This is a genomic window from Bradyrhizobium altum (genome assembly GCF_020889705.1).
Classification (GTDB): Bacteria; Pseudomonadota; Alphaproteobacteria; order Rhizobiales; family Xanthobacteraceae; genus Bradyrhizobium; species Bradyrhizobium altum.
The window spans coordinates 1-22818 of the sequence record NZ_JACMYP010000147.1 but is presented as its reverse complement, the minus strand read 5'-3'; the positions used below and the strand labels follow the sequence as shown (position 1 = coordinate 22818).

At 56.2% G+C, this 22818-nt stretch carries 18 protein-coding genes; 13 read left to right on the top strand and 5 right to left on the bottom strand.

Annotation, left to right across the window (positions count from 1 at the left end; all coding sequences use genetic code 11):
• The 3 genes from H8B02_RS29445 to H8B02_RS49075 all read right to left on the bottom strand — a co-directional run.
• A partial coding sequence (locus H8B02_RS29445; RefSeq protein ID WP_512699915.1) for a transposase occupies positions 1–151 on the bottom strand: 151 nt, incomplete at its 3' end.
• Between the two features lie 1068 nt (positions 152–1219).
• Complete coding sequence (locus H8B02_RS49080) at positions 1220–1414, bottom strand: response regulator transcription factor (RefSeq protein ID WP_376711722.1); 195 nt, start codon at positions 1412–1414, stop codon at positions 1220–1222.
• A 109-nt stretch (positions 1415–1523) separates the two neighbouring features.
• Positions 1524–1916, bottom strand: coding sequence for a transposase (locus H8B02_RS49075; protein ID WP_376711721.1), 393 nt, complete (start codon positions 1914–1916; stop codon positions 1524–1526).
• A 596-nt stretch (positions 1917–2512) separates the two neighbouring features.
• On the opposite strand from H8B02_RS49075, the gene H8B02_RS29440 reads away from it, so the two are divergent.
• The 8 genes from H8B02_RS29440 to H8B02_RS29405 all read left to right on the top strand — a co-directional run bounded on the left by H8B02_RS29440 (position 2513) and on the right by H8B02_RS29405 (position 14078).
• On the top strand, positions 2513–4009 hold the full coding sequence (locus H8B02_RS29440; RefSeq protein ID WP_229169453.1) for a porin: 1497 nt from the start codon (positions 2513–2515) through the stop codon (positions 4007–4009).
• A 341-nt stretch (positions 4010–4350) separates the two neighbouring features.
• Positions 4351–4827: a hypothetical protein gene (locus tag H8B02_RS29435; RefSeq protein WP_229169452.1), complete on the top strand. Its 477-nt coding sequence runs from the start codon at positions 4351–4353 to the stop codon at positions 4825–4827.
• A 438-nt stretch (positions 4828–5265) separates the two neighbouring features.
• On the top strand, positions 5266–6123 hold the full coding sequence (locus H8B02_RS29430) for a LysR family transcriptional regulator (protein WP_229169451.1): 858 nt from the start codon (positions 5266–5268) through the stop codon (positions 6121–6123).
• Positions 6124–6432: 309 nt separating this feature from the next.
• Entirely contained in the window at positions 6433–7446 is a 1014-nt protein-coding gene (locus tag H8B02_RS29425; protein WP_229169450.1) for an AraC family transcriptional regulator, read from the top strand.
• Between the two features lie 568 nt (positions 7447–8014).
• Entirely contained in the window at positions 8015–8860 is an 846-nt protein-coding gene (locus H8B02_RS29420; protein WP_229169449.1) for a Crp/Fnr family transcriptional regulator, read from the top strand.
• Between the two features lie 127 nt (positions 8861–8987).
• Positions 8988–10724, top strand: coding sequence for an FAD-dependent oxidoreductase (locus H8B02_RS29415; protein ID WP_229169448.1), 1737 nt, complete (start codon positions 8988–8990; stop codon positions 10722–10724).
• Positions 10725–11034: 310 nt separating this feature from the next.
• Positions 11035–12981, top strand: a complete 1947-nt coding sequence (locus H8B02_RS29410) for an alkyl/aryl-sulfatase (protein WP_229169447.1) — start codon at positions 11035–11037, stop codon at positions 12979–12981.
• 311 nt (positions 12982–13292) lie between these two features.
• Positions 13293–14078 (top strand): SDR family NAD(P)-dependent oxidoreductase, encoded by a 786-nt coding sequence (locus tag H8B02_RS29405; protein ID WP_229169446.1) that lies wholly within the window; start codon positions 13293–13295, stop codon positions 14076–14078.
• 71 nt (positions 14079–14149) lie between these two features.
• Here H8B02_RS29405 and H8B02_RS29400 read toward each other — a convergent pair whose 3' ends face one another.
• Positions 14150–14323, bottom strand: a complete 174-nt coding sequence (locus tag H8B02_RS29400; RefSeq protein ID WP_229169445.1) for a hypothetical protein — start codon at positions 14321–14323, stop codon at positions 14150–14152.
• Positions 14324–15041: 718 nt separating this feature from the next.
• On the opposite strand from H8B02_RS29400, the gene H8B02_RS29395 reads away from it, so the two are divergent.
• From H8B02_RS29395 to H8B02_RS29380, 4 genes are all read left to right on the top strand, one after another.
• A complete protein-coding gene (locus tag H8B02_RS29395) occupies positions 15042–15740 on the top strand; it encodes a flavodoxin family protein (RefSeq protein WP_312001332.1) in 699 nt (232 codons plus the stop codon).
• An 89-nt stretch (positions 15741–15829) separates the two neighbouring features.
• Positions 15830–16903 carry a carbon-nitrogen hydrolase family protein gene (locus H8B02_RS29390; protein WP_229169444.1) on the top strand — a complete coding sequence of 358 codons (1074 nt, stop codon included), beginning with the start codon at positions 15830–15832 and terminating at the stop codon, positions 16901–16903.
• A 107-nt stretch (positions 16904–17010) separates the two neighbouring features.
• Positions 17011–17763, top strand: a complete 753-nt coding sequence (locus tag H8B02_RS29385; protein WP_283842255.1) for a maleate cis-trans isomerase family protein — start codon at positions 17011–17013, stop codon at positions 17761–17763.
• A 229-nt stretch (positions 17764–17992) separates the two neighbouring features.
• Positions 17993–18850, top strand: coding sequence for a fumarylacetoacetate hydrolase family protein (locus tag H8B02_RS29380; protein ID WP_229169442.1), 858 nt, complete (start codon positions 17993–17995; stop codon positions 18848–18850).
• A gap of 247 nt (positions 18851–19097) precedes the next feature.
• Here the strand turns inward: H8B02_RS29380 and H8B02_RS29375 are convergent, their stop codons facing one another.
• Positions 19098–19889 carry a GntR family transcriptional regulator gene (locus tag H8B02_RS29375; protein WP_229169441.1) on the bottom strand — a complete coding sequence of 264 codons (792 nt, stop codon included), beginning with the start codon at positions 19887–19889 and terminating at the stop codon, positions 19098–19100.
• A gap of 362 nt (positions 19890–20251) precedes the next feature.
• On the opposite strand from H8B02_RS29375, the gene H8B02_RS29370 reads away from it, so the two are divergent.
• A complete protein-coding gene (locus H8B02_RS29370) occupies positions 20252–21379 on the top strand; it encodes a cupin domain-containing protein (protein ID WP_229169440.1) in 1128 nt (375 codons plus the stop codon).
• Positions 21380–22818: the final 1439 nt, after the last annotated feature.

Here is a 22818-nt window from a genome sequence, read left to right as displayed (position 1 = left end):
CCTTACTGTAGAACGGCGCCAGGTCCTGCCTAATCTGTTCAAGATCGACAAATCTATCGATCGAGCGAAGCAAGTGCTCGGAAGGGACATGCCTCTCGAGCGAGAACTCATAGAACAAAGCAGCCTGTTCGACTTGCCGATGTCCCATCATGATGTTCAGTCCTGCCAATTAGACAGACTGAATCACTGGTATCTCTGAGTCGCAACTGCGGCCTTTTTCAACAAAATCGGCCCCTAGCTGACGTGTCCGCCAGAGCGCTGAACATCCATTTTTGATCCAAGGCTGACTCAACGCGCCTGTGCAGCATCCACAATCCATCCGCCCGGAGTTTCAGGAGAGTAACCGTCATCCTGCCGCCAGCCAGCGAAATCGGCAAAACGCCAAATCCAAATAGCCGAACGGCATGGTCGCTCCAGGAGAACATCTTCCCAGCCGTGAACATCGCGTCGGGAAATAATTTGTTTCTAAACCATACGTCCAAGAATGATTAGATAGGAATCCGAAGAGCAGAGGGCGGCGTCCTCGATACGAAGAAGTACCGAGTTCGGATGCCAGACGGCCGCCAATCTCGAACGCCTTGGTCTTCTTAAGCACGCCGTTGGATCAGTTACCTTTAGCTCACGAAGAAATCTCTCCAGCGGTGTACTCCATTGGTCCTGTACTGTCGTGTCGATCGCTTGCGGTGCGCTCATTTGAGCGTTTGCTTGACAGATTTCACCGAACAGTCCGAGGAGGACTAGCCGCCCAATATTCCGACTACATGTCAAACTCTGGCGTCGCTCCTTCCCCTCCCTGGTTGGATCCACCACTACGAGGAACGGGCCAACAACAATCCGTTCATCAATAGATCGCTGTGCGCCTCGATGAAGGAGGTGATATCGACTTCTCGCCGATTGCCGAACAACAAAGTCAAAATGCTCAGCATCACAGCCGGACTCATGAAAAAACATTGGGCGCCCGACGTGTCGGATCATCTCTTCGAACACGCGCTCCTTCACACCCTTCGACATACCGCCGCTACAATCCGTGTCTTGAATACGCGATATCGGAGCCGGTGCATCGCTGCGAGAGTGTTGGAGAAATCCGCGATAGCAAGACGCCGTGATGAGCTGAATTATGACTTCCTCCCAAAATTATGCTCGCGGGCAATTAGGGCAAAAGCCTTCAAGCGGCAGCACCTCTAGTTGTGGGAGCCGGATGGTCTTAATTCCGCTGCGATCATTTTGCAGCTGCGATTCGCGTTACAGCTTGAGCCGTTGTTCTCACGCCGAGCTTCTCTTTGGCGCTATCCAGATATGAAGCGATGGTGTGCCGCGAGATGCCGAGAATTCGGCTGATGTCCCAGGTGCTCTTGCCCTGCGATGCCCAATGCAAGCATTCCAGCTCGCCGCTCGACAAAATTATTCCAACCACATCCGGCAGCTAAAGAGTAAACGGCCAACGTGAGCGTGAAAATTTCAGGGCCATTAACTGAAGAACGCGTTCGTGGGCTTCCACACACCGTTTAAAGACGGTGTCGTGTCTATCTGCAGCAAACGTCAGGGCTGCTATTTGGCCTTGGTCGTCGTGTATCGAGGTGCGCATCCAACGGAGCGTCGCCATCGCCAAGATCAATCTCGATCAATCCAGTACGCGCGGACGCTACAGAGCGAAACCGGCCGTCACCCGCAGGCAAAAGCTTCGGAGCTTCCTCCACTTCCGTAGCGACGATCTGCACCTGCGCAAAAGATGGTACAACCTCTGACGTCCCTGCTTGTCGACGCCAAGTAAACACTAGGCTGGCCGCAACTCCATTGAGCCGCGCAACCCTAATCACCTTCGCGTCCGGGACCAACGTCTCCTCGACAATCGGTGCCTTGTCGTCCTGCGAGAAGCGCCGCCGCCGCTTCAGCCCGCCCAAAACCTCGACTCGCATTGCCTGATGACCTTAAAGGTAGACTTAAGGTCACACGCTTCGCGAATTACCTCGCGTCCCGCGAGACGGCTCCGTCGGAGGCGTACGTTCGGGCGACCCCGCCGCTTAAGCAGTCGTCGAGGAAGGTTGAACGCTAATTCGCGAGCGCCCGGCGTACCTAATTATCAACTCGCGATTACGACGCCTTTTCGTCGACCATTTTGGGGTGCGCAAAGCCGCCTCGAGAAGGCGAATTGCAAGTTCGTTTGGTTCTACCCTCGGTGGCCGGCACGGCTTGATCTTGCAACAACCGCCTAGGAAATCAGACGCACCCATCGATCCGCTCGGCTTTAGGCGTCAGGGTATTTTCGTTCAGTATTGCCGCGGCGTTGTGCCAGTCGGCGTTCATGGTCGAGCGGAAAGCATTAGGCCAGCTCAACGACACGGCGACCGCTTCGCGGGCAGCCGCTCGCAAAAGGTGGATATGATTTTCGTAAATTCCGGGAAATTTCGGATAGCCACGGACCTTAACCCAATCAAATATCCGTGTGACGTTTTCGCGACCGGGGTGGAGCCGCCATCAAGGGGCCGAAAACTAAAAGGGGGATTTCTGAGCGATGAGACCAAAGCCGCGTACTCGTAAAGGACTAAAGGACGTTGCGAGAGTAGGCGTCCTGTCTGCGGTCGCGTCTGGGGCTTTTGCTCTCAGCGCCAATGCGGCCGACCTAGACACGCTCTTTACGAAAGCTCCGCCTGTGATTCCAGATCTAACTTGGAAAGGCATCACTGTCATCGGCGCTATCGACCTCAGCGGTCAGTACGAGACCCACAGTACGCCCTATGCCGGCCAGATCAACGGCACATCAAGTCTGGTCGTGCCAACGAACCAGGGCCCAGGATGGTTTTTGGCTCCGAACCAAACCATTCAATCGTATATCGGCGTGAAGGTGGATCAACCCATAACCGATGATTTGCGCGTCATCGGGAGGCTGGAAATCGGGTTCAATCCGACGGGGGGCGAGCTCGTAAACGGGCCTAGAAGCCTTCAGATGCAAAACGGCATTCCGCTGACTCAGCAAACCATGAGTGCCGACTCTGCCCGTGCGGGACAAATCTTCAATGGCGATGCGTACGGTGGTTTCGCACTAAAGCAATGGGGCGAGCTTCGGGCCGGACGAAACACCGCGGTCTCTACAGACATGCTTTATGCCTATGACCCGCTTCTCTCGCTGGGGTTCTCGCTTTTTGGATATTCGGGGATCATTGCAGGTCAAGGAAGCATCGAGCCGTCGAAGTTGGACAGCTCCGTAAAATATGTGAACCAAGTTGGAATGTTCCGGACCGAGCTGTTGTATGGGGCGCCTGGTACAGACGTAAGGCAGTTCTACCAGGGCGCAATCGGAATCGTGCGCCCGGAGTTTTCGGTCGACGCCTTTGCCGGCCAAGCGAAGGATATCGTCAACCTGTCGTCGTTGAATGGTGCGGCTAACGTCGGCTCACCATTTTTGGGCGCTAGAGTTTCCGATACCGTCCTGTACGGCATTTTTGGGAAGTATGTGTTCGATGTAGGTGGAAGAGGCTATTCGGATCCCGACTCCTCTAAATTTATTGTCAGCGGCGGATGGAGTCATGTCGACTTCACCAACCCATCCGATGGAGGGCTCCTGCCGGGGCATTCTACTATCGGAGGCTTTCAGATTGGACCTGTTCTGGCAACGAACGGTGCTGCCGGATCGGGTATTGTGAACTATGCATACACAGGCGGGGATCGTCAGGTAGATGCCTACTTTATCTCGGGCAAATACCAGTATGACCATCAGTGGTCAGTCGCAGCTGCGTACTATGTATTCAGCCAAGGCAGCTATGGGTTGGGCGTCAATAAAATCCCAGGTGTAGCTGCCCCAATCTTCTCCAATGCTGCGTGCTCCAGCAGCGGATTTATCAATTGCTCTGGTTTGCAGCAGGCGGTCGGGTTGCGTGTGGATTATGATTGGACGAAGAACCTCAAGCTGTACGCTGGTGCGGTGTACTCCAAGGTTAGCGGTGGTTTTGCGTTCGGTTACATTCATCAGGATGAATTCGCTCCGACTGTGGGGATGAGGCTTACGTTCTGATGGATGGAGCGTGTTGCTGCGCTCTACCTCCAGAGATCTCCGACGATGCCTCGTCGGAGATCTCAAGGTCGCGGAAGAAAAGTAGGTGCTGCAACATCCGCTGTGTTTGGTGTTGCTGTGGTGCGGCTAGAGCCGCTTGTGACGTTTATGCATAAAGACGCTAATGCCTGTGCCTGTACCCGATATGGGGGACTCATAAGCTCAAAGAGCGCTAGCTGGGAGGAGTTGGCTCGATACATCGGCGTTGGAACGGCTTCTTCGGCCGACGGGGCCGAATCGTTTCTCACAGCCCACCAAAGGAGCGCGCTATGTCTAGGAAGTGGAAGCCGAGTTGGAACGTCGTGGCTAACAACGACCGCTTGGTCCAACCATATCGTCAGCGTTCTATCGAAAAACACAGGGGCCGCGCTGTCTTCGAGACCGACGGCAGATACGTGCCCGTGTTGCTACAGGCCGACCTCGTACTCGATCTGATCCGCAAGGCTGCAGATGCCGTTCGACTCCAGTCCAAAACTGTTCTTCGTGCCTGCTTCCGCGAACCCGCGGGAAGCGCGGGTGACGCAACGGGCGACGCGTTATCGGAGACCTCGGCGGAATTTGTGCATACCTATGCTGCGATCGTTAACGCGGTCACAGCGGCGGTCATCAATGCAGAGGCCGGCTTAAACTGGCTGAGCGCTCAACCGCCAGATCTGGAAGCAGTCCGACGAACTCTCGATGCCATCGTTAAGGACGGTAAGCGAGCGGGCGAAATCGTCGTTCAACTTCGAGCGCCCTTGAAAACATCGTTACGGCTGGATGATCTGCCTGATTCTTGAGCTGGTACCTCCGAGGTTGCCGCAAGCAGCGTCGCCTATTGGCCGACCGAGAATCCCGCGCCGTCCGCTTTCGTACCGCTACGGGCAAAGAAGAACATAAACCGCACCGCTCGATTCGCAGCATTTCCGATTCATGAGTACGCGCCATGAGTAATGTGCGTGCGGACGCTCGTGGTCTCACCTTTTTCCACGACGCGCCCGTCACCTGGCTGACCACCAGACAGAGAATTTTGCAAAATCAGTCAAAAATCGAACATTGATTGAATCATCGAGGATAAAATTGTATGTGAAAACTTGTCGGTCGGATTGGCTTGTCATCGGCGTGCAAGCTCGCGGAGAGGACGCGCAGCTATAAGCTGCGCTCCGTCACCGGAATGTAGAGAGCTGTAGCTTGTCAACTATTCGTCGACCCATCGAGGGGCCCGGGTCGAGACCATAATGCACAACAGTCATAAGAATAATCCGATCGAGATCCTTCGCTCAATTGTCGCCATATCCGATACTGGCAGTCTCTCGAGGGCCGCCAAGCTGCTCGATCTAAGCCAGCCTGCCGTCAGTGCACACGTCAAGCGCTTGCAGAATATGGTGGGCGGCGTTCTGTTCGCTAGGAAGGCCAACGGCACGATACCGACAGAGCTTGGCAAGCTAGCGGTCCTGCACGCACGACGCGTGCTCGATGATGATGATCAGTTACTTCGGCTTGCTCTCGACCACGAACAGCGCCGGCCTTTAAGACTGGGATTGAGCAGTCTACTTGCAGACGAATTCTTTCGCCATCACAAAGCGAGCGTGTTCTCCGGTCTATTCGTTCACGTTGAAGACTCCATGGCAATTTTGCGTGGCCTCGTCGAGGAGCGCATTGATGTCGGTTGCGCGTATGAGGATTGCGCGCTTGGAGAAGATATAACGGCGATGATCGTCAAGGAGGCAACCGAGACCTCTGTATGGGTGCGGTCCCGCGAGTTCGTACTCAATCCAGGCGCGCCGATACCCCTGCTTACGTGGCGTCAGGACAACTGGGTGGTTCGAGCATTAGTAAAGCAAGGATTGCCATATAGGATCGTTCTCGAGAGCCCAGACCATCATTCGCGGCTCGCGGCGGTGCGCGCTTGTGTTGGAGTTACTTGCGTTCCAAAAAGGATTGCCACCCCGGATCTGGTCAGGGGAAGCGTTTGCTATTTGCCAGAACTGCCCGGCCGCCGGCTCCTCCTCTGCGTTCGCCCAGGCTCGATCGCAAGCCGAGCCAAGGACGCGGTAGATGGGGTGTCTTCTCCATTCTTCCGTGAAAACAACTAGTAATTGAATCTTATTTATACGGCGATCAAGGGTAGCGAGATTTGCATTGGAGGTCGTCGATGTCGGATTCTCGCCCATAGCAGCCTTAGGGCTCCGGGGCCAACTTCTGCGTTAGCGAGTTATTGGGGTCGCCGTCCCACGGAGGCGTGGGGCGGCGAGGCCGTGACCGCCGTTGGGCGAGCGGAACCCGAGCCGCGCTACTTCAGATTTCTTTCGCAAATAATCCAAATCGTGTAAAAGAAATTTGACAAGAAAACGCGATCTCGTAAACTGGAAGGAAATCCCATGCGAGATGGAGGGAAGGGAGGTATGTCCGCGCTCGCGTCAGTCGGAGCCCCCGCAACGTCGTCATTGCGGCGGTTGGACCTGGCTCCCCTCTACGAGGATTGCCTAATCCGATCTGATGATCGTCGCGAAAGCTATGATTGTATCGCGTCAGAACTGACCGACTATCGACTGGACTGGCGGGGCGCCGCAGTCGATGTTCGCGCCTATCGGGCAAGGATGCAGAACCTGGCGTTCTACAGCCTGAAGTATGGCGACGAAGTTGCTATTGCGCGCGGTTTATACCGAAAATTTATACTTGTTCACGTGGCGCTCAAGAATAGCATCGAAGTTGAAGTAGATGGGCATACGACACGTGTTCCGGAAGGCAGCGTCTTCTTTAGCTCCCCCCAGAAGAGCATTCGCTCACGCTGGCAGGAGGGGTGCGAGCAGCTACTAATACCTGTTCCGTTGCGCGTCTTGCACGCGACAGACCGCGAGCCGCTGAGGCTAGCACGGTCGCACCGCTTGTTGGCGCCCACGCTCGCGCCGATGTTTATTGATCAACTTAACCTGGCGCTCAAGATTTCTCGAGCGGGCAATAACCTGGAGAGCTACGCTGACTGGATTGAAGAGGTTGAGAAGGGGATAGCTCGATTCGTGGGATTGCAACTTCTTGAGCGCATGCGGCCAATTGCTCACTCGCCACAAGAGCAAAGGCAACCGCAGCCGGGTCGGGACAAGCGGGAGCGACTTGAGAGTTTCATTCGGGCGCGGTTGAAGGCGCCTATCACACTGGACAAGCTCACCGAGGCGGTTGGAGTTGGCCGAACCCAGTTGAATCGCCTCTGCCAAGAAGGATTTGATTGCTCGCCGATGGCGCTCGTGAGGCGCATGCGGCTCGAAGCGGCGCGGTTTGATCTCGAACAATCGCCAGATCAGGATTTCACGAGTCTCTCATTGCGTTACGGATTCGAGCATCAGAGCCGTTTTGCGCAGTACTATCGCGCCACGTTCGGTGAGTTGCCTCGAGAGACCAAACGGCGATTGCGCAGTTGAAGGTCGCATGATCGGCGCGTGGCGAACGTCATGGCCGTTCGCGCGTGGTCATTTGATCTCCCTTCAATCCATGTTTGGCGCGAACGAGAGCTAATCCCTTATCTTCTGCGGCATAGGTTGAGATGAAGAAGCGTCGTCGCACTAGCGTCGCGAGCCGCTCAATCTCGGCATTCAGCAACAATCGAGGTTAATTTGCCCGGCTGTCACTCTCAGCAACGAGAGCCCAGCCTTGCCTGTCACGCAACTTCGACGGCTTGAGCCACAAACATACACATCGGCGTTCGCCGTACGCTGTGACGGCGCAAAAAACGGCTAATTCGCGCGCAAGTTCGACACAGTTGGATAGCCCTGTTCCCGCGCCTTGATAGTCTGCCTCTCGTGTTCGAGCAACCCGGTCGAATGCAGAACGATCTGGTAGCAGCTTGACCGGATGAATGATGGGGATGGCACGAAGCACGCATCGGTAGTCGCGCTGCGTTTGTGTCGACATCTCAACCGGTAGTCAGTCATTGAGGCAACGGGCATCTGAAGAACCCGCTCAGCAGACAAGGCTTAGGGAGGAGTCCATATGATTCCAAAGGAGCGGGCGCCGTTGAACATAGTGTTTCCGGCCCCGGTGCATGGCGCCAGTGAAGATCGCTCGGCAAGTCGAGTCAGCAAGCTGCCCACCGTACGTAACAGCATTCTGAGAGGCCTTTCGCCCGCGGATCTGTCCTACATTTATCCTCTTCTGGAGTTCATACCGCTTGGCGAGAGAGTGGTGTTGCAGGAGCGTCACCGCAAAATCGAGTATGTAGACTTCATCGAGGCAGGTATCGTTTCTCTGAGGACGCTCGATGCGGGGACCACCTTGGAAACGGCGATAGTTGGTCGTCACGGCATCGTCGGCGCATCTGCTGCTCTTGGTACAGAAAGGTCAAGTCAACGTGCGGTAGTAATGATTTCCGGCGGAACGATGAGAATCAATCGTGATGATCTCAAGCGTGCGATGAGTGAGCGACCGCAGATATGGGAGCGTCTATTACGATACATTGAGTCTCAAATTGCGCACAGTGCGCAAATAGCTCTATGTGGAATATGCCACGGGCTCGAGAAGCGTCTCGCTTGCTGGCTCTGCTTAGTTTGTGACGCGCTCGATAACAATGTGATCCCGGCGACGCATGACTACGTTTCCGCGGGCCTTGGGATGCGACGCGCGAGCGTCACGGAAGCCCTGGCGCGCTTCGAAGACCAGGGAATCGTTCAGAGGGGGCGGGGCGTTCTGCACGTGCGCGATCGAACAAAGCTTCAGCAAAAGACTTGCGGTTGCTATGGAGTCATTAAGAGCGCGTATTCTCTAGAGACGCCAGTCCCGCCCAGTAGACCCGCCGCGGCCACGGCCAATCAATGCCAGCACGAGCGAACGTGGTATTGATCGCCGCCTATTTCCCGCCGCCGCAAACCTCGATGCCCCCTGTAAGCCTGTCCGGTCCGTCGATCGGCCAGATGTGCATGTTTATCAACACCTGGCGTCGCCCTAGGCGCCGTGACCGGAGAGCGAAATGTCTACTAGCGTTGTCGAATGCGACGTCCTCGTTATGGGTACAGGTGCCGCCGGTTCTGCGGCTGCGCTCACTGCCAGGGATGCCGGGTTAGATGTCATCATGTTGGAGAAGGAGCCGGTGTTTGGAGGAACGACCGCCTACTCCGGAGGATGGATCTGGGCACCCTGCAGCCCGCATGCGAAGGCCGCGGGCATTGAAGATGATCTCGACGACGTACGTGCGTATGTGCGTCAAGAGGCCGGCAACCGCTATGACGAGGATCGCATGGAGGCGTTCCTCGAGAAGGCACCTAAGATGGTGGAGTTCTTTGAAAGTAAGACATCGGTGCGCTTCTTCGTCGGCGCGGACTTCCCCGATTATCATGGCGAGAAGGTGGGAGCTCATACAGGCGGGCGCTCGATTTGCGCTGCTCCCATCGACGGCCGTGAACTCGGCAAAGCATTGAAGCGCTTGCGGACACCAAGGCGAGAGTTGCTAGTGTTCGGGACGAACATCGCGACCTTCGACGATATGAGGCACTTTTTCCAGGCCGGCCGCTCGATCCGGTCTGCAGCTTACGTAACACGCCGCCTTGTGTCATCATTCTGGGATCAGCTTTGGTACGGCCGAGATCGCCAGCTGGGGCTTGGCGTCGCGCTCGCAGCGCGCTTGCTCAAGTCAGTTACCGAGAAAAACATTCCCGTTTGGTATTCATCTCGCGCACGAATGATGCTGCAGGAGAAGAAAAAGGTAGTTGGAGCGATTGTTGAGCGGGACGGCAAGGCTGTCGAGGTGCGAACGCGACGCGGCATTGTGATCGCAACGGGCGGATTTCCGGGAAATGTAAGACGCCGGCGCGAACTGTTTCCCCACCATCCATCGCCGACACAGCATTTCAGCCTTGCCCTCGAGACGAATACTGGGGACGGATTGACTCTCGGCGAGAGCGTAGGCGGTGCGCTCAATACATCGCTGCTGAACCCGGCGGCTTGGATGCCAGTCTCTCGCGGGCGCTATTCCGACGGAAAGATGGGAACGTTCTTTCACTTGTATGATCGAGCAAAACCGGGCGTGATTGCGCTCAAGTCGGATGGCAAGCGTTTCGTAAACGAGAGTGGCTCTTATCAGGATTTCGTGCCGGCGCTGATAGGTTCCTATCCCCCAGGCGAAGCTGCCTATTGCTACCTTGTTATCGATCATCGTGCGCTCAGACGCTACGGACTCGGCTTTGTAAAGCCGGCGCCAATGCCGATATATCAGCACATCCGTTCCGGTTACCTATTGCGTGACCACACGATCGAGGGCCTCGCGCGGCAGATGGGGATGGACGCGAGCGCCGTGCAATCTACTGTGCACGCCTACAATCAAAATGCACGTCAAGGCAGCGATCCTGAGTTCGGTAAAGGCTCAGTGCCTTACAATCGCTTTATCGGTGATCCGGAGCACACGCCCAATCCATGCCTTGCTCCAATCGAGGCCCCACCGTTCTACGCCGTAAGGGTCGTCCCGGGTGACATCGGCACCTTCGCCGGTCTGCGAACGGATCGTCATGCACGCGTCCTCGATCAGAGCGGAGTTGCAATTGATGGTTTGTATGCGGCGGGCGCTGACAGCGCGAGCTTGTTCGGCGGTGCATACCCTGGCGCAGGTGCAACGCTCGGGCCGGCGCTGACGTTTGGCTATGTCGCCGGCTGCCATCTCGCAGACCTGAATGATCCCCTGCGACAAACGGTGCGATTGGTTGGGCCAACATGAGTACGGCATGTGCAACCAAAGTTGGGGGCAGACTCGCAACGAGGGTGAAATAGGGTCGTTGCAAGAAGTGGATAGTGACCGCCGCGCGACCGATTGCAACGGATAGACGGCGGCGAGCGCCGTTCTATAATTTCCAGTCAACTATGCCGTGCATAGGAAGACCCTATCAACAACATAACATGGCGAAGCGTTCGTTGCCCTCGATGCGGCAATTTACGCGAACTACGGAGGTTACAGAGTGCTTGAATCTACACTTGCTCCCAACATGACATGCGCTCTCCCCAAGCGAACCAGTTGTCCTGCTATCCGTATGCTCCTGCTAATTGGTGCATTGCTCGCTCCGACCGTTGCAGGCGCCCAAGTACCTCCCAAAGATGCAGAGCCTGTGACGCGCGAAGCGAACGAGCGGGTTGCGCACGAATTGCCACTCGGCGATCGAGCAGACTTTGACGACGCTACGTATGGCTTCATCGGGTCGATTCCGGACGCAGAGGTGCTGGGAGCCGGATCGAAAGTTGTATGGAGCATGAAGCCCTTCGAGTTTCTGAAGGGAGACGCTCCCTCCACCGTCAATCCGAGCCTCTGGCGACATGCTGAGCTGAACAAAATTCACGGATTGTTCAAGGTCACCGGCAGGGTCTACCAGGTCCGAGAGCTCGATGCAGCCAACATGACGATTATTGAGGGAGACACGTCCCTGATCGTCATCGATACCCTCTTCACCACGGAGACGGCTCGAGCAGCTCTTGACCTTTATTACAAGTACAGACCAAGGAAGCCCGTCGGTACGCTAATCTATTCGCACAGCCACGTTGATCACTTCGGTGGCGCGAAGGGCATCGTAAGTGAAGAAGATGCAGCGAGCGGAAAAGTCAAAGTGCTCGCACCTGCCGGCTTTATGGAAACGGCTGTGGCCGAGAATGTGGTAGCCGGGAATGCGATGAGCCGGCGGTCACTTTACCAGTTCGGTGGCATTCTTCCGCCGGGACCCCGGGGGTTTGTGGACGTTGGAGGCGGAAAATCAATTCCGAGGGGGACGATCACGCTTCTTCCGCCCACCGAAGTGATTACCCAAAGCACGGACAGGCGGATTGACGGTGTCGACCTGGTATTTCAGTTGGTGCCGGGTGCCGAGGCGCCCGCCGAAATGCAGATATACTTGCCGCAGTTCGGTGTTCTAGACGCTGCTGAGTTGGTGATGCACTCAATGCACAACTTGTATGCGATCCGTGGTGCGGAGATTCGAGATCCGAGCCTGTGGTCCCGCTATCTGAGCAACGCATTGGAGAAGTTCGGAAACGCGAAGTATCTCATCTCGCAGCACCAGTGGCCGTTCCGCGGCAACGAGAATGTCGTTACTGTGCTCAAGCAGCAGCGCGATATGTACAAGTTCATCAACGATCAAACCCTGAGGTACATAAACTTGGGGTATACTCCTTTGGAGATTGCGGAGCGATTGAAGTTGCCCGATAGCTTGAGCCACGAATTTTGGAACCGCGGCTACTATGGCACCCTCAATACGAACGTTAAGGCCGTGTATCAGAAATACATGGGCTGGTTCGATGGCAATCCAGCTAATCTAAATCCCTTGCCGCCTGTCGAGGCTGGACGCAAAGCGGTGGAATATATGGGGGGGGCCGACGCGGCGATTACCCGAGCTCGCGAGGATTTTAAGAAGGGAAATTATCGATGGGTCGCGTCGGTCATGAGCCAGGTAGTGTTTGCGGATCCGACAAATCGCGCTGCCAGAGAATTGGGAGCAGATGCGCTTGAGCAGATGGGATATCAATCGGAATCCACAATCTGGCGCAACGCGTTCCTGGTCGGCGCGTCAGAGCTTCGAAATGACGTCCCGAAGCTGCCTTCGTTCGCCTCTCTGAATCCTGAGACGTTGAAAGCGGTTACAACCGATCAGTATTTTGACTACCTGGGTGTTCGGCTGAATGCTGATAAGGCGGTCGGCAAGCACATTGAGATCAACTGGAACTTCACCGATCAGAAGCGACTCTACATCCTAACGCTCGAGAACAGCGCACTCACGTTCGTGACTGGGCGTAGCTCACCAACGGCCAACGTGAGTATGACGCTGGCTCGATCGACGCTTGACTCTATCACTCTTAAAAAGACGACTTTTGCCGATGCGGTGAAGAGTGGTGACATTACGGTCGAGGGAGATTTTTCGAAGGTGTCGGAGCTGATGGGCTTGCTTGACACTTTCAACCCTTCTTTTGAGATCGTAGAGCCAAAGAAGAGCTAAGAGTACTTATCGAAAAATAGCTGCCTCCCCCACGGGGGAGGCGGACTGAAGTGAAGCCGGCAGCCAATGGAAGCCATGGCTGTGGTCCCGCCTTTAACTTCACGCTGACCGCAGTCGTGCTTGGGGCGCTACAGCGCCAACGCCGCCACGTTCCATTGGCTCGAGCTACCAGACATTACATAGCCGGCCGGGAGAGCGCAGCAGTCACGCGCAAGATGCGGACATTGCCTCGCTGGTGTCGCGGGAAGATGCGGATAGAACCGGCATTTGAGGGGCTCTAGGATGCCGGCTCCCGTTTATAGAGGATCACCATGAAGACTTCAGAGAAGGCAGTATCTGGTCGCCCGCGTGTCGCGCTGGTCACAGGCGCAGCGCAAGGCCTGGGTCAGGGGTTTGCTACTCGCCTCGCGAAAGATAAGTTTCACGTGATTGCGCTGGATCGTGTTGCTTGCGTCGACACTCTGGCCGCTATCGAAGCTGCCGGCGGAAAAGCAACCGACCTATGCGTCGATCTCAGTGACCCGAAGGCCATTTCTGACGGTGTTGCCAAAACACTATCGCATTTTGGCGCGGTCGACGTTTTGGTCAATAACGCGGGACTTATTCCGAACGTCGAGTTTGAGAAGATCGACCTTGCTCAATGGCGCGCACTGATGGCCGTCAACCTGGAGGCACCGTTCTTGCTTTGTCAATCGGTCATACCGACCATGAAGAGCAATGGCTACGGTCGTATCATCAATGTGGCCTCGAATACGGTAGGTCTGAAGATTGCGGGGTTCGTGCACTACGTCGCCAGTAAAGGTGGCTTGATCGGTATGACCCGCGCATTGGCAAGTGAGTACGGCGGGTTCGGTATCACGGCCAACGCCGTAGCGCCCGGGTTGACGCGAACGCATGGTATGATGGATCCGGCGCGCCGCGGACCCGGTGGCGTGACCACAGATCAAGAGATCGCTCACATGAAGACGCTTCAAGCCATCCCGCGTGGTGGCGAGGTCGACGACCTTGTAGGAGCGGTGTCCTTCCTGGCTTCCGACGACTCGGCGTTTATCACCGGGCAGACGTTGGTGGTAGATGGCGGTCTTTGGCGCATCTAAGGGTGGCATGATCGCGTGGGCCGCGGCTCGACATTACATGTTGGGTCGGCGGCCCTCGCGGCGAGTGGTTGTCAGGCGAAATATCTGGCGTTGTGCCCCTCGACGTCCAACGTCAAAACGCGCGCGCCCCCGGGCTCGCCGATGCTGATGTAGTCCAGCACCCGCTTGCTCTGCTTTTCGCTGATCAGGTTCGAGAGAATCGTAGCGCCGTCCAAGGCTGAGCCGATCTTTCCGCGCTCCTCCATTCCTGCGACGAGCGGATCTGTAACACTCTCCTGTAGATCGGGTCGTGGGCGAAAAGGCGAGTGCCAGCAAGACACGATGGTCCATTGCGGTATGTGGCAGCAAATGTTGCTTTATCTACCACCGCATCGATGTCCTCAACGTCCGGGCAAGACGATGCTGGGGCTCTCGCCTCCGAGCTCCAGGAGACGGGGACCAATCCTCGGCACCGGCGCGGGACGCGGTTCATTCGACCTCGCCGCTTCCGGTAAACGCTAGCCTCGCAACGTCGGGGTGCGAGGTGAGCGCTGCGCCGGCCTCGGTTCTCAAAGGGCAGGAACGACGTTGCCAGGAGGGTATCGGCCTCCACCGCGGCAGCCTCCCGGCTAGTGGCCGTCCATGCTGGAAAGGCCTTAGCTGCGGCCTGAACGGCGGCATCGATTCCGCTTTGTCGCACTGAGCCAGTCGAGCGAGTTCTGCGCCAGTGCCGCTGTGATTAGCTGGGAAGGTTGGACCTCGGACCGGCGCGAACTCGTTGTTGATGAAGGCACCATAGATCTCGGACAGACCAAGTTTGGACGTGAAGCTCATCAATCGCTCCAGAAGGTTGATATCCCTAAGCGCGTGTCAACGCGCGCGACAGGAAAACGTGAACTGCGGGGACGAAGTCGCGCAATCCGAATTGCGCAGCAGAAGCCCTAAGCGAAAGAGCCGAGCGAATAATCCGAGAATTATTTGCGGATGGATCTGGATACAAAGAGAAAATTTCGGATAGCGCACCAGCACTACGCTTCGTACGGTCTGGTAGGCGTTGTGCAGATCAGGCGCTCAACAGAGCGTGAAAAAGGACCCTGGAATATGTCGGCGAGCAAGATTGTCATTGTGTTTCACAGCGGCTACGGCCACACGCGCAAGATTGCGGAGGCTGTAGCGGAAGGCAGCAGCGGGGAATTGTTGGCGATCAGTTCCGAGGGTGAGCTGCCCGCGGGCGGTTGGGAGCTCTTGCAGGCCGCGCAAGCCATTGTCTTTGGTGCTCCGACCTATATGGGCATGGTGCCTTGGCAGTTTAAGAAGTTTGCGGACGCGTCCAGCAAGGTATGGTTCGAGCAGTCCTGGAAGGACAAGCTCGCGGCAGGATTTACAAACTCGGCCAGCATGAGTGGAGACAAGTTGCTGACCCTTCACTACTTGTTCGCGTTGAGCCAGCAGCACAGCATGCTCTGGGTCGGGGCTGGTACGATGCCGAGCAACACGAAGGCGGCGACACGTAACGATATCAACTATATCGGTTCGTTCTGTGGCTTGATGACCGCGACGCCAGCGGATGCATCAGTGGATGAAATGGTTCCGAGTGATATTGAAACAGCAAAGGTGTTCGGACGGCGAGTTGCGGAGGCTGTCGTGGCCTTCGTGCCGGAGTCGCGTCTGGTTCCCGCTTAACGAGCTGCGTCGAGCGCCTCCAATCGCGGGCCGCGGAAAAGCAATCTCTCTATATCTCGGGGCCGATTACTCGCGCAGGAGCGGTAGTGATGCTCAAGTTGCAGAAGTTCAAGGCAGCCGCCGTGCAGGCGTCTCCGGTGTTTCTAGATACTGCGGCCACCGTGGACAAGGCGGTGATGCTGGTTAAGGAGGCTGCCTCGAACGGGGCACGTTTGGTCGCGTTCCCCGAGGTCTTCGTCGCGGGCTATCCTTACTGGAATTGGATCACGGATCCGATTTCGGGCAGCGTATGGTTCGAAAAGCTTGTGCGCTCGTCTGTACTTGCGGACGGTCCTGAAGTCGCTCGACTTTGTGGGGTGGCAAGAGAGACTGGTGCGCATATCGTTATCGGCGTTAACGAGCGAAGCCCTCAGTCTCTTGGAACGATCTACAACGCGCTCTTGTTCATCGATTCAAACGGCCGGCTAATCGGTCGTCACAGAAAGCTGGTCCCTACATGGGCAGAGAAGCTAACCTGGGGCCCTGGTGACGGCTCTGGCTTGCGTGTGTATGACACCGAATTGGGGCCGTTGGGTGGCCTCGCCTGCGGTGAGAATACCAATACTCTTGCGCGCTTCTCGCTACTCGCGCAGGGCGAGCTGATCCACGTCGCAAGCTATATTTCATTGCCTGTGGCCCCGCCGGACTACGATATGGCAGAGGCGATCAAGTTGAGAGCCATCGCTCATTCGTTCGAAGGTAAATTGTTCACGATTGTGTCGTGTTCGACAGTGTCGGCCGAGATCATCAGGCAGATGGAGGCGGTGTCACCAGACGCCCGATCGAAGCTTGATCGTAAGTCGAGTGCATTTACGGGGGTCATTGGCCCTGACGGCCGTGTAATTGGCGATCCGCTTATCGATGATGAGGGGATTGTGTACGCGGATATCGACCTCGGGCGGTGCATTCAGCCGAAGCAGATGCATGACATTGTGGGTCACTACAATCGCTTTGATGTGTTTGATTTGAGGGTAAATCGTCGCTCGCTGTCTCCTGCTCTCGTGAACGAGGTGCAGGACGTGCGTGCGGATGATGGGCCTGGCGCGGGCGTTGGAGGCCGGCGGCAGAAAGGGCGCGATGCAAGCGGTGTAAACGAAGCCGATAGCGGTGAAGCAAAGAAGTGAAGCTGCCGCGCGAGGAGGTCAATGGTGGCCTTCGATAACCCGTCGGTGCGTTTGACGTTACGTGTGCGCTCGGAGAGTGATTCGGCGTTCAGGGGTGAGAGCAATCAATGATAAAGCTATACCGAATTGGCCAGATCGTTCCGTCGTCGAACACCACGATGGAAACCGAGATTCCTGCCGTGTTTCGAGCGCGTGAGGGCATACTTCCGGAGCGCTTCACGTTCCATTCGAGCCGAATGCGAATGAAGAAGGTCGTCAAGGAAGAGCTCGAAGCAATGGACCGCGATAGCGATCGGTGCGCGGTGGAGCTTTCGGATGCGCGGGTCGATGTGCTTGGGTACGCCTGCCTTGTCGCCATTATGAGCATGGGGATGGGCTACCACCGCGTATCGGAGGATCGTCTGCACAAATGCACTGTGAGCAATGGTGCTGCCGCGCCCGTTGTTACCAGCGCTGGCGCACTCATCGACGGCCTCAAGCGCTTGGGTGCAAAGAAAGTTTCCGTGATCTGCCCTTATATGAAGCCTCTGACGCAGCTCGTCGTGAACTACATCGAGAACGAAGGCATTGAAGTGAAGGATTTCGTCGCCCTGGAGATTCCCGACAATCTCGAGGTGGGCCGTCATGATCCAAAGAGGCTGCTTGATATCTACAAGAAGCTCGATTGCGGAGAGATCGACGTGCTGGTGGCCTCCGCTTGCGTTCAGATGCCGTCTCTTTCGGTCATCGACCAGTTGGAGAAGGAGGTCGGAATTCCGGTTGTCTCCGCCTCTGTTTGCACATCATACCAAATGATGAAGATGCTTGGTTGTGAAGCGCGCTCGACGATCGGAGGCACGCTTCTTTCGGGAAGATACTGAGAGAGTAAAGGGCCGATCGGCGGATCGGGATTGGGCGTGGCGCCGTTACTGATGAGGAAGCCGCCACGTGAATTGACTTTCGAGAGCGACTACCACTATCAAAAAATGCCACCGACCTATCGATGGGTGTGGCTCACCGAGTGAGAGATTTGAGGTCCCTATGCGCCTGGTAACTTACCGTGGTTCGATCGAGTCAGAGGCTAGGCTGGGCCTGCTAGAGAACGACTTAGTGATCGATATTTGGCGGCTGGGTTCGTTGCACGGTGTCGATCTTCCTGCTCGGATGTTGGACTTTATCGATATTGGGCCTGCCGCTGTTGAAGCTGTAAAGGAGTTCGTGAGTCGTACCCCCAAGTCGGCTTTCGCCGGCTTGGCCGTTCCTGCGGACAACGTCACGTTGCTGGCGCCGATTCCAAAGCCTCGAAAGAATATCTTTGGTATCGGGCTCAACTATGTTGAGCACGTCGCGGAGTCGAGCCGCTCGCTTGATACATCGGAGAGCCTTCCAAAGCAGCCGGTTATCTTTTCGAAGCCGCCAACGAGCATCATCGCGTCCGGTGATGCGATTGAACACAATCAGGGAATTACGCAGCAGCTTGACTGGGAGGTGGAGCTCGCCGTTGTGATTGGTAGAACAGCAAAACGCGTTTCCGTCGACCGCGCGCTCGATTACGTCTTCGGATATAGCGTATTGAACGATATTAGTGCTCGCGACAATCGGAGGGCGGGCCAGTGGATTTACTCGAAAGGGCAGGACACGTTCGCGCCATTCGGACCTTGCATCGTAACGGCGGATTCAATTCCTGATCCGCACAATCTTGACTTATGGCTTACTGTGAACGGCAAGGAGAAGCAGCGTTCCAATACTCGGCATCTGCTTTTCAATATTCCGGTTTTGATTGCGGATATATCCGCTGCGATTACATTGGAGCCTGGAGATATTATCGCAACGGGTACTCCGGCGGGCGTGGGAGCAGGTCGTCAACCGCAGGAATGGCTGTGGCCAGGCGACGTGGTTGAGGCCTGCGTTGAAGGCATTGGACGTCTCCGAAATCCAGTCGTTGCGGTCGGCGAGGGTAAGCCGTAGCTGCCATAACCGATCGCTGAGCGGAGTAGAGTCCCTCAGCGATCGGCCGTGGGCTCAAGCTGACTGCCAGCGGAATCCTCTGCGTTCCCAAATGGGGCAGAGGATTACCGCTATCAGGAGGTGAGCCTACGATCGATCTCGCGGGATCGTTGCCGCGCAGCAGCCAGTTGGTCATCGTTCTGTCGAACGGCCTAACTCACAAACTGGCTGTGAGGGAAGGGGTTAGTCGTACAGAAGTGATGCGCGCTTACGCGCTGGCTTCGCCTTCCAAGGGAGAGGAATACCCGCTTCGAGCTAAGTGTTGTTCGATAAGCGAACCGGTCTTGCGATAATGCTGCTCGAGTAGAAAGCTTGCCTGGTTTGCATCTCTCGCGATCGCAGCTTCCATGATTGCACGATGCTCGCCTTCTATGTCGCGGGGCGGCATCAACGATTTTGCGTCGTCCATCATTGGCCTGCGGTACCGCTCGGTCTGAGCATAAAGCTGGGAGGAAAATTCGATTAGCCATCGGGAATTGCATTGGGAGATAAGCGCTGAATGGAAATCTCGATGCCGGCCTTCGAGTTCCTCAGCTTCAAGTTCGGTGCGCGTACGTGGGAGGGATGCCAATCGTTTGGCGCAGCGCGAGAGCGCATGAAACGCTGCAATTACAGCCCCCTCCCAATCGTCGTCTCCACCTACAATTGATCGCTTCAAACCTTCAACATCGATCAAGACCCTTGTTTCGATCGCGTCCCTCATCTCCTCCAATGAGAAGTCCGTTACCTTGAAGCCACGAAGCGCGGACGACACCACGAGACGTTCCGCATGTAAGCGATTAAGCGCCTCGCGCAGCGGCGAAAAGCTCAGCCCGTATCGCTCCTTGAGCGCCTCCAATCTGAGGGCGCCGCCAGGAGGGAACACTCCGCTAATAATATCAACTCGTAGCTTTCGGTATGCTTCCTCGGTGAGTGTCGAATCTCGCGCGCTTGGATCTTTTGCGACGTCGCCGTTCCCCCGACCTCGAAGTGGTGTCACCCTGGCTGCATCGCGCTTCATGTGCCCTCTTTTTCGAGCTTTTGGAGACCGTCAAGCGCCACTTATGTAGGCAGCACCGAGCCTATCTTTGCAGCTATTCATGATCTTTGTAAATTGAAATTGATCGTCGAAAATAGCTGTTTTTCACAAATAGCGCTGAAGTGGGCCCTGCGCCTGGTGGTCAATCGAAGTGTATCAACGCGCATCTGAGGTGCGACATTTCGGTGCAAAAAGCCCCAAAGAAAGAACCATTTCGTGCACATTGAAGGTTCCGGGTTGTCGTTAGGCGCGTCTAAGCCGCTTTTGCGAAAAAAGTCGTTGTATCGAAAATAAAGTTATTTTAGAAAATACGGAAAAGTGGCCTCGTTAGGAGATGCTTCTCTATGACCAAACCGACTCGTGAGAATCACCGTGAAGATGTCGTAGGGCGCGCGAACGTTGAAGAGACACCGGAGCTTTTGGCCTATTACGACGAGCTGGATGCGCTTGAAGCCGGAGCGCTTTGGACCGTTGCGAACAAAATCGAGCCCTGGCAGCCAAAGTCTGCATCCGTACCTGTGCTCTGGCGTTACCGCGAGTTGAGGGGGCACGTTCTCAGGTCCGTTGATCTGGTGACGCCGGAGAAGGCCGGGCGTCGTGTGATCTACTTGAGCAATCCGGGCCGGCGCGATGTTTCCGCAGCGGTTGGCTGGCTGTATTCTGGCCTTCAGGTCATGAATCCGGGCGAGCGCGCTTCTGCCCACGCTCATTCTGCATCTGCCTTGCGATTCATAATGGAGGGGCGCGGCGCCTACACCATTGTGGATGGGCACAAGCTAACGCTTGGTGTGAACGATTTTGTTCTTACGCCCAATGGGACTTGGCATGAGCATGGTGTTGAAGCGTCTGGATCTCCGAGCATTTGGCAGGATGGTCTTGACATTCCGCTCATGAATGCACTCGAGGCGAACTTCTATGTTGTGCATCCCGAGGGCGGCCAGGCCGTTGGCTTTCCCGTTGACGATATGCGCAATGCATGGGGCAATCCGGGGTTGCGGCCTTCTACCGGCGAGTGGTCGAAGGCGTATTCGCCGCTATTCAAATACGAATGGGGGCCGACGTATGAGGCTCTCAAGCGATACGCTGCGGCGACCGACGGCTCTCCTTTTGACGGAGTGATGATGAACTACGTCAATCCAGTCACCGGAGGGCCTGTCATGCAGACGATCGGTGCCGCCATGCAGATGCTAAGGCCGGGGGAGCGCACCCTGTCGCATCGGCACACCGGTTGCGCAGTGTACCAGGTTGCTAAGGGGTCTGGCTTTTCCATCATCGATGGTAAGCGGTTTGATTGGAATGAGCGCGACATTTTCTGTGTGCCGTCCTGGGCGTGGCACGAGCACGGAAATTCCTCGCGGTCGGAGGACGCTTGTTTGTTCTCCTTCAATGACCTGCCGGTTATTTGGTCGTTGGGACTCTACCGAGAGGAAGGGTACGGTGAAAATGGCGGTCAGCAGCTGAATCCGAGCTGACGGCTTGCTCGACGGTCCATACGACAATACTGGGAGGGCTCTCTCCTTCTGAGTGGTCGGCGCCGCATGCTTGATGGCTTGCCAACTGAGAGCCGCTGGGGAAATTCCGGGTGGACCCGATTTTGAGTTGATGTCTCGGGTTGGTGCTGTGCGGCTAATTCGCGCAGCAGAGATTACCCATATTTGGATATGACGCGAAGATCGTAGGAATTGCTCTCCTGATCGGTCGCGCTTCGCATAACTCGCGGGAGCCATCAGCACAGGCTTCAGTTGGGGCGCGCTGCCGTGACCTTCCAGTGGGAATGGCAAAGCGATGTAAATTCACGGATGTGTAGTGGCGGTGGATCGCTTTTCGGTCGGCAATGAGAGCGATCCTAAATACTGCCCGGTCGATAGCCCCACCTGTTCGTGAGTTTATATCTGAGTATGGCGTTCGGTGCGCACATGCCCTTGGAGCTGTGGCAGGTGAAAGCCGTTCTTTCGCCGGCGCCATGCAGTAAGGGGGGCGCGTATCTTCACCGCTCTCATGGACGATCCAAACCGTGGCTGTGTCGTGCTAGCCTCGCATTAACTCGCAGCGCAAAAAGGCGGCGATCCGATCAGGCTCCAGAGCGTTCCAGTTGCGTCTTGCCGTCCAAGAGCCACGTGCATCGCCGACGTGCGGGACGGCCGATCAAGCATTGACCGGCGTTGAAACATCACGTCAGATTCTCGCTCCTCGGACCAAATTATGTCCTCGCTGACGCGGTCCGCCGGAGTCCCACCCACCAGGATGGAGCCGTCTAGCCCACGCAATGCGAAGCTATTCTTAGTGTGACCACGTACGAGGTCTGGCGGCCAACGTCGTCCTTGTTCGATGCATTGGCTGTAGCGCAAGTCCACCTTGAATGGATGCGTGAGGATCAGCCTGGAGCGAATAATCCGTCGCCTTGGTACGCGTTGTACCCAACTTCTTCTTCTACCGAACGTCCGAGCGGGTTATATGAGCCCGGAGTTCAGCGCATCAAATCAACCAAGGATCGAAATGAAGCAAGAGCCGGCGATCAACGGCGAGACAACCGAACTTGATTGAGATCAGATCCGCCGGGCGATCGGCGGTACCTCGCGACAGCTTTGCTGTCGCTGCCCTTGGGGCATTCCTCCCTGACTTGGCCGCCGGTCTTATCAAGATCGGCGGCTCTTCTATTCTCAAGTTTCCTGTGCGCTTTGCGAGGACAAGTGGGGACAACGGAGATGTCTATCGCGGATCTAGCGAACGGACGCATCTCTCTTTTGGATACATGAGGCCGTATACTGTCGACATTGCTGCGGCAGTCGCCTCGCCGTGCTGTACGAATCGTGCAGTCTTTCGCAGACGATATGCACTTCTATCAGTGCGCCGGCCTAGTCCACACTTTGGAGCCATTCGGGCATCTATTTCATCGGAGCAGCGTGTTTAT

Bases quoted from the DNA above. Each gene is read 5' to 3' on its own strand.
- H8B02_RS29440 (WP_229169453.1), top strand. From the start codon at position 2,513: ATGAGACCAAAGCCGCGTACTCGTAAAGGACTAAAGGACGTTGCGAGA.
- H8B02_RS29375 (WP_229169441.1), bottom strand. From the start codon at position 19,889: ATGAAGCGCGATGCAGCCAGGGTGACACCACTTCGAGGTCGGGGGAAC.
- H8B02_RS29370 (WP_229169440.1), top strand. From the start codon at position 20,252: ATGACCAAACCGACTCGTGAGAATCACCGTGAAGATGTCGTAGGGCGC.
- H8B02_RS29385 (WP_283842255.1), top strand. From the start codon at position 17,011: ATGATAAAGCTATACCGAATTGGCCAGATCGTTCCGTCGTCGAACACC.
- H8B02_RS49075 (WP_376711721.1), bottom strand. From the start codon at position 1,916: ATGCGAGTCGAGGTTTTGGGCGGGCTGAAGCGGCGGCGGCGCTTCTCG.
- H8B02_RS29405 (WP_229169446.1), top strand. From the start codon at position 13,293: ATGAAGACTTCAGAGAAGGCAGTATCTGGTCGCCCGCGTGTCGCGCTG.
- H8B02_RS29395 (WP_312001332.1), top strand. From the start codon at position 15,042: ATGGATCTGGATACAAAGAGAAAATTTCGGATAGCGCACCAGCACTAC.
- H8B02_RS29390 (WP_229169444.1), top strand. From the start codon at position 15,830: ATGCTCAAGTTGCAGAAGTTCAAGGCAGCCGCCGTGCAGGCGTCTCCG.
- H8B02_RS29415 (WP_229169448.1), top strand. From the start codon at position 8,988: ATGTCTACTAGCGTTGTCGAATGCGACGTCCTCGTTATGGGTACAGGT.
- H8B02_RS29400 (WP_229169445.1), bottom strand. From the start codon at position 14,323: ATGGAGGAGCGCGGAAAGATCGGCTCAGCCTTGGACGGCGCTACGATT.
- H8B02_RS29420 (WP_229169449.1), top strand. From the start codon at position 8,015: ATGATTCCAAAGGAGCGGGCGCCGTTGAACATAGTGTTTCCGGCCCCG.
- H8B02_RS29410 (WP_229169447.1), top strand. From the start codon at position 11,035: ATGCTCCTGCTAATTGGTGCATTGCTCGCTCCGACCGTTGCAGGCGCC.
- H8B02_RS29425 (WP_229169450.1), top strand. From the start codon at position 6,433: ATGTCCGCGCTCGCGTCAGTCGGAGCCCCCGCAACGTCGTCATTGCGG.
- H8B02_RS29430 (WP_229169451.1), top strand. From the start codon at position 5,266: ATGCACAACAGTCATAAGAATAATCCGATCGAGATCCTTCGCTCAATT.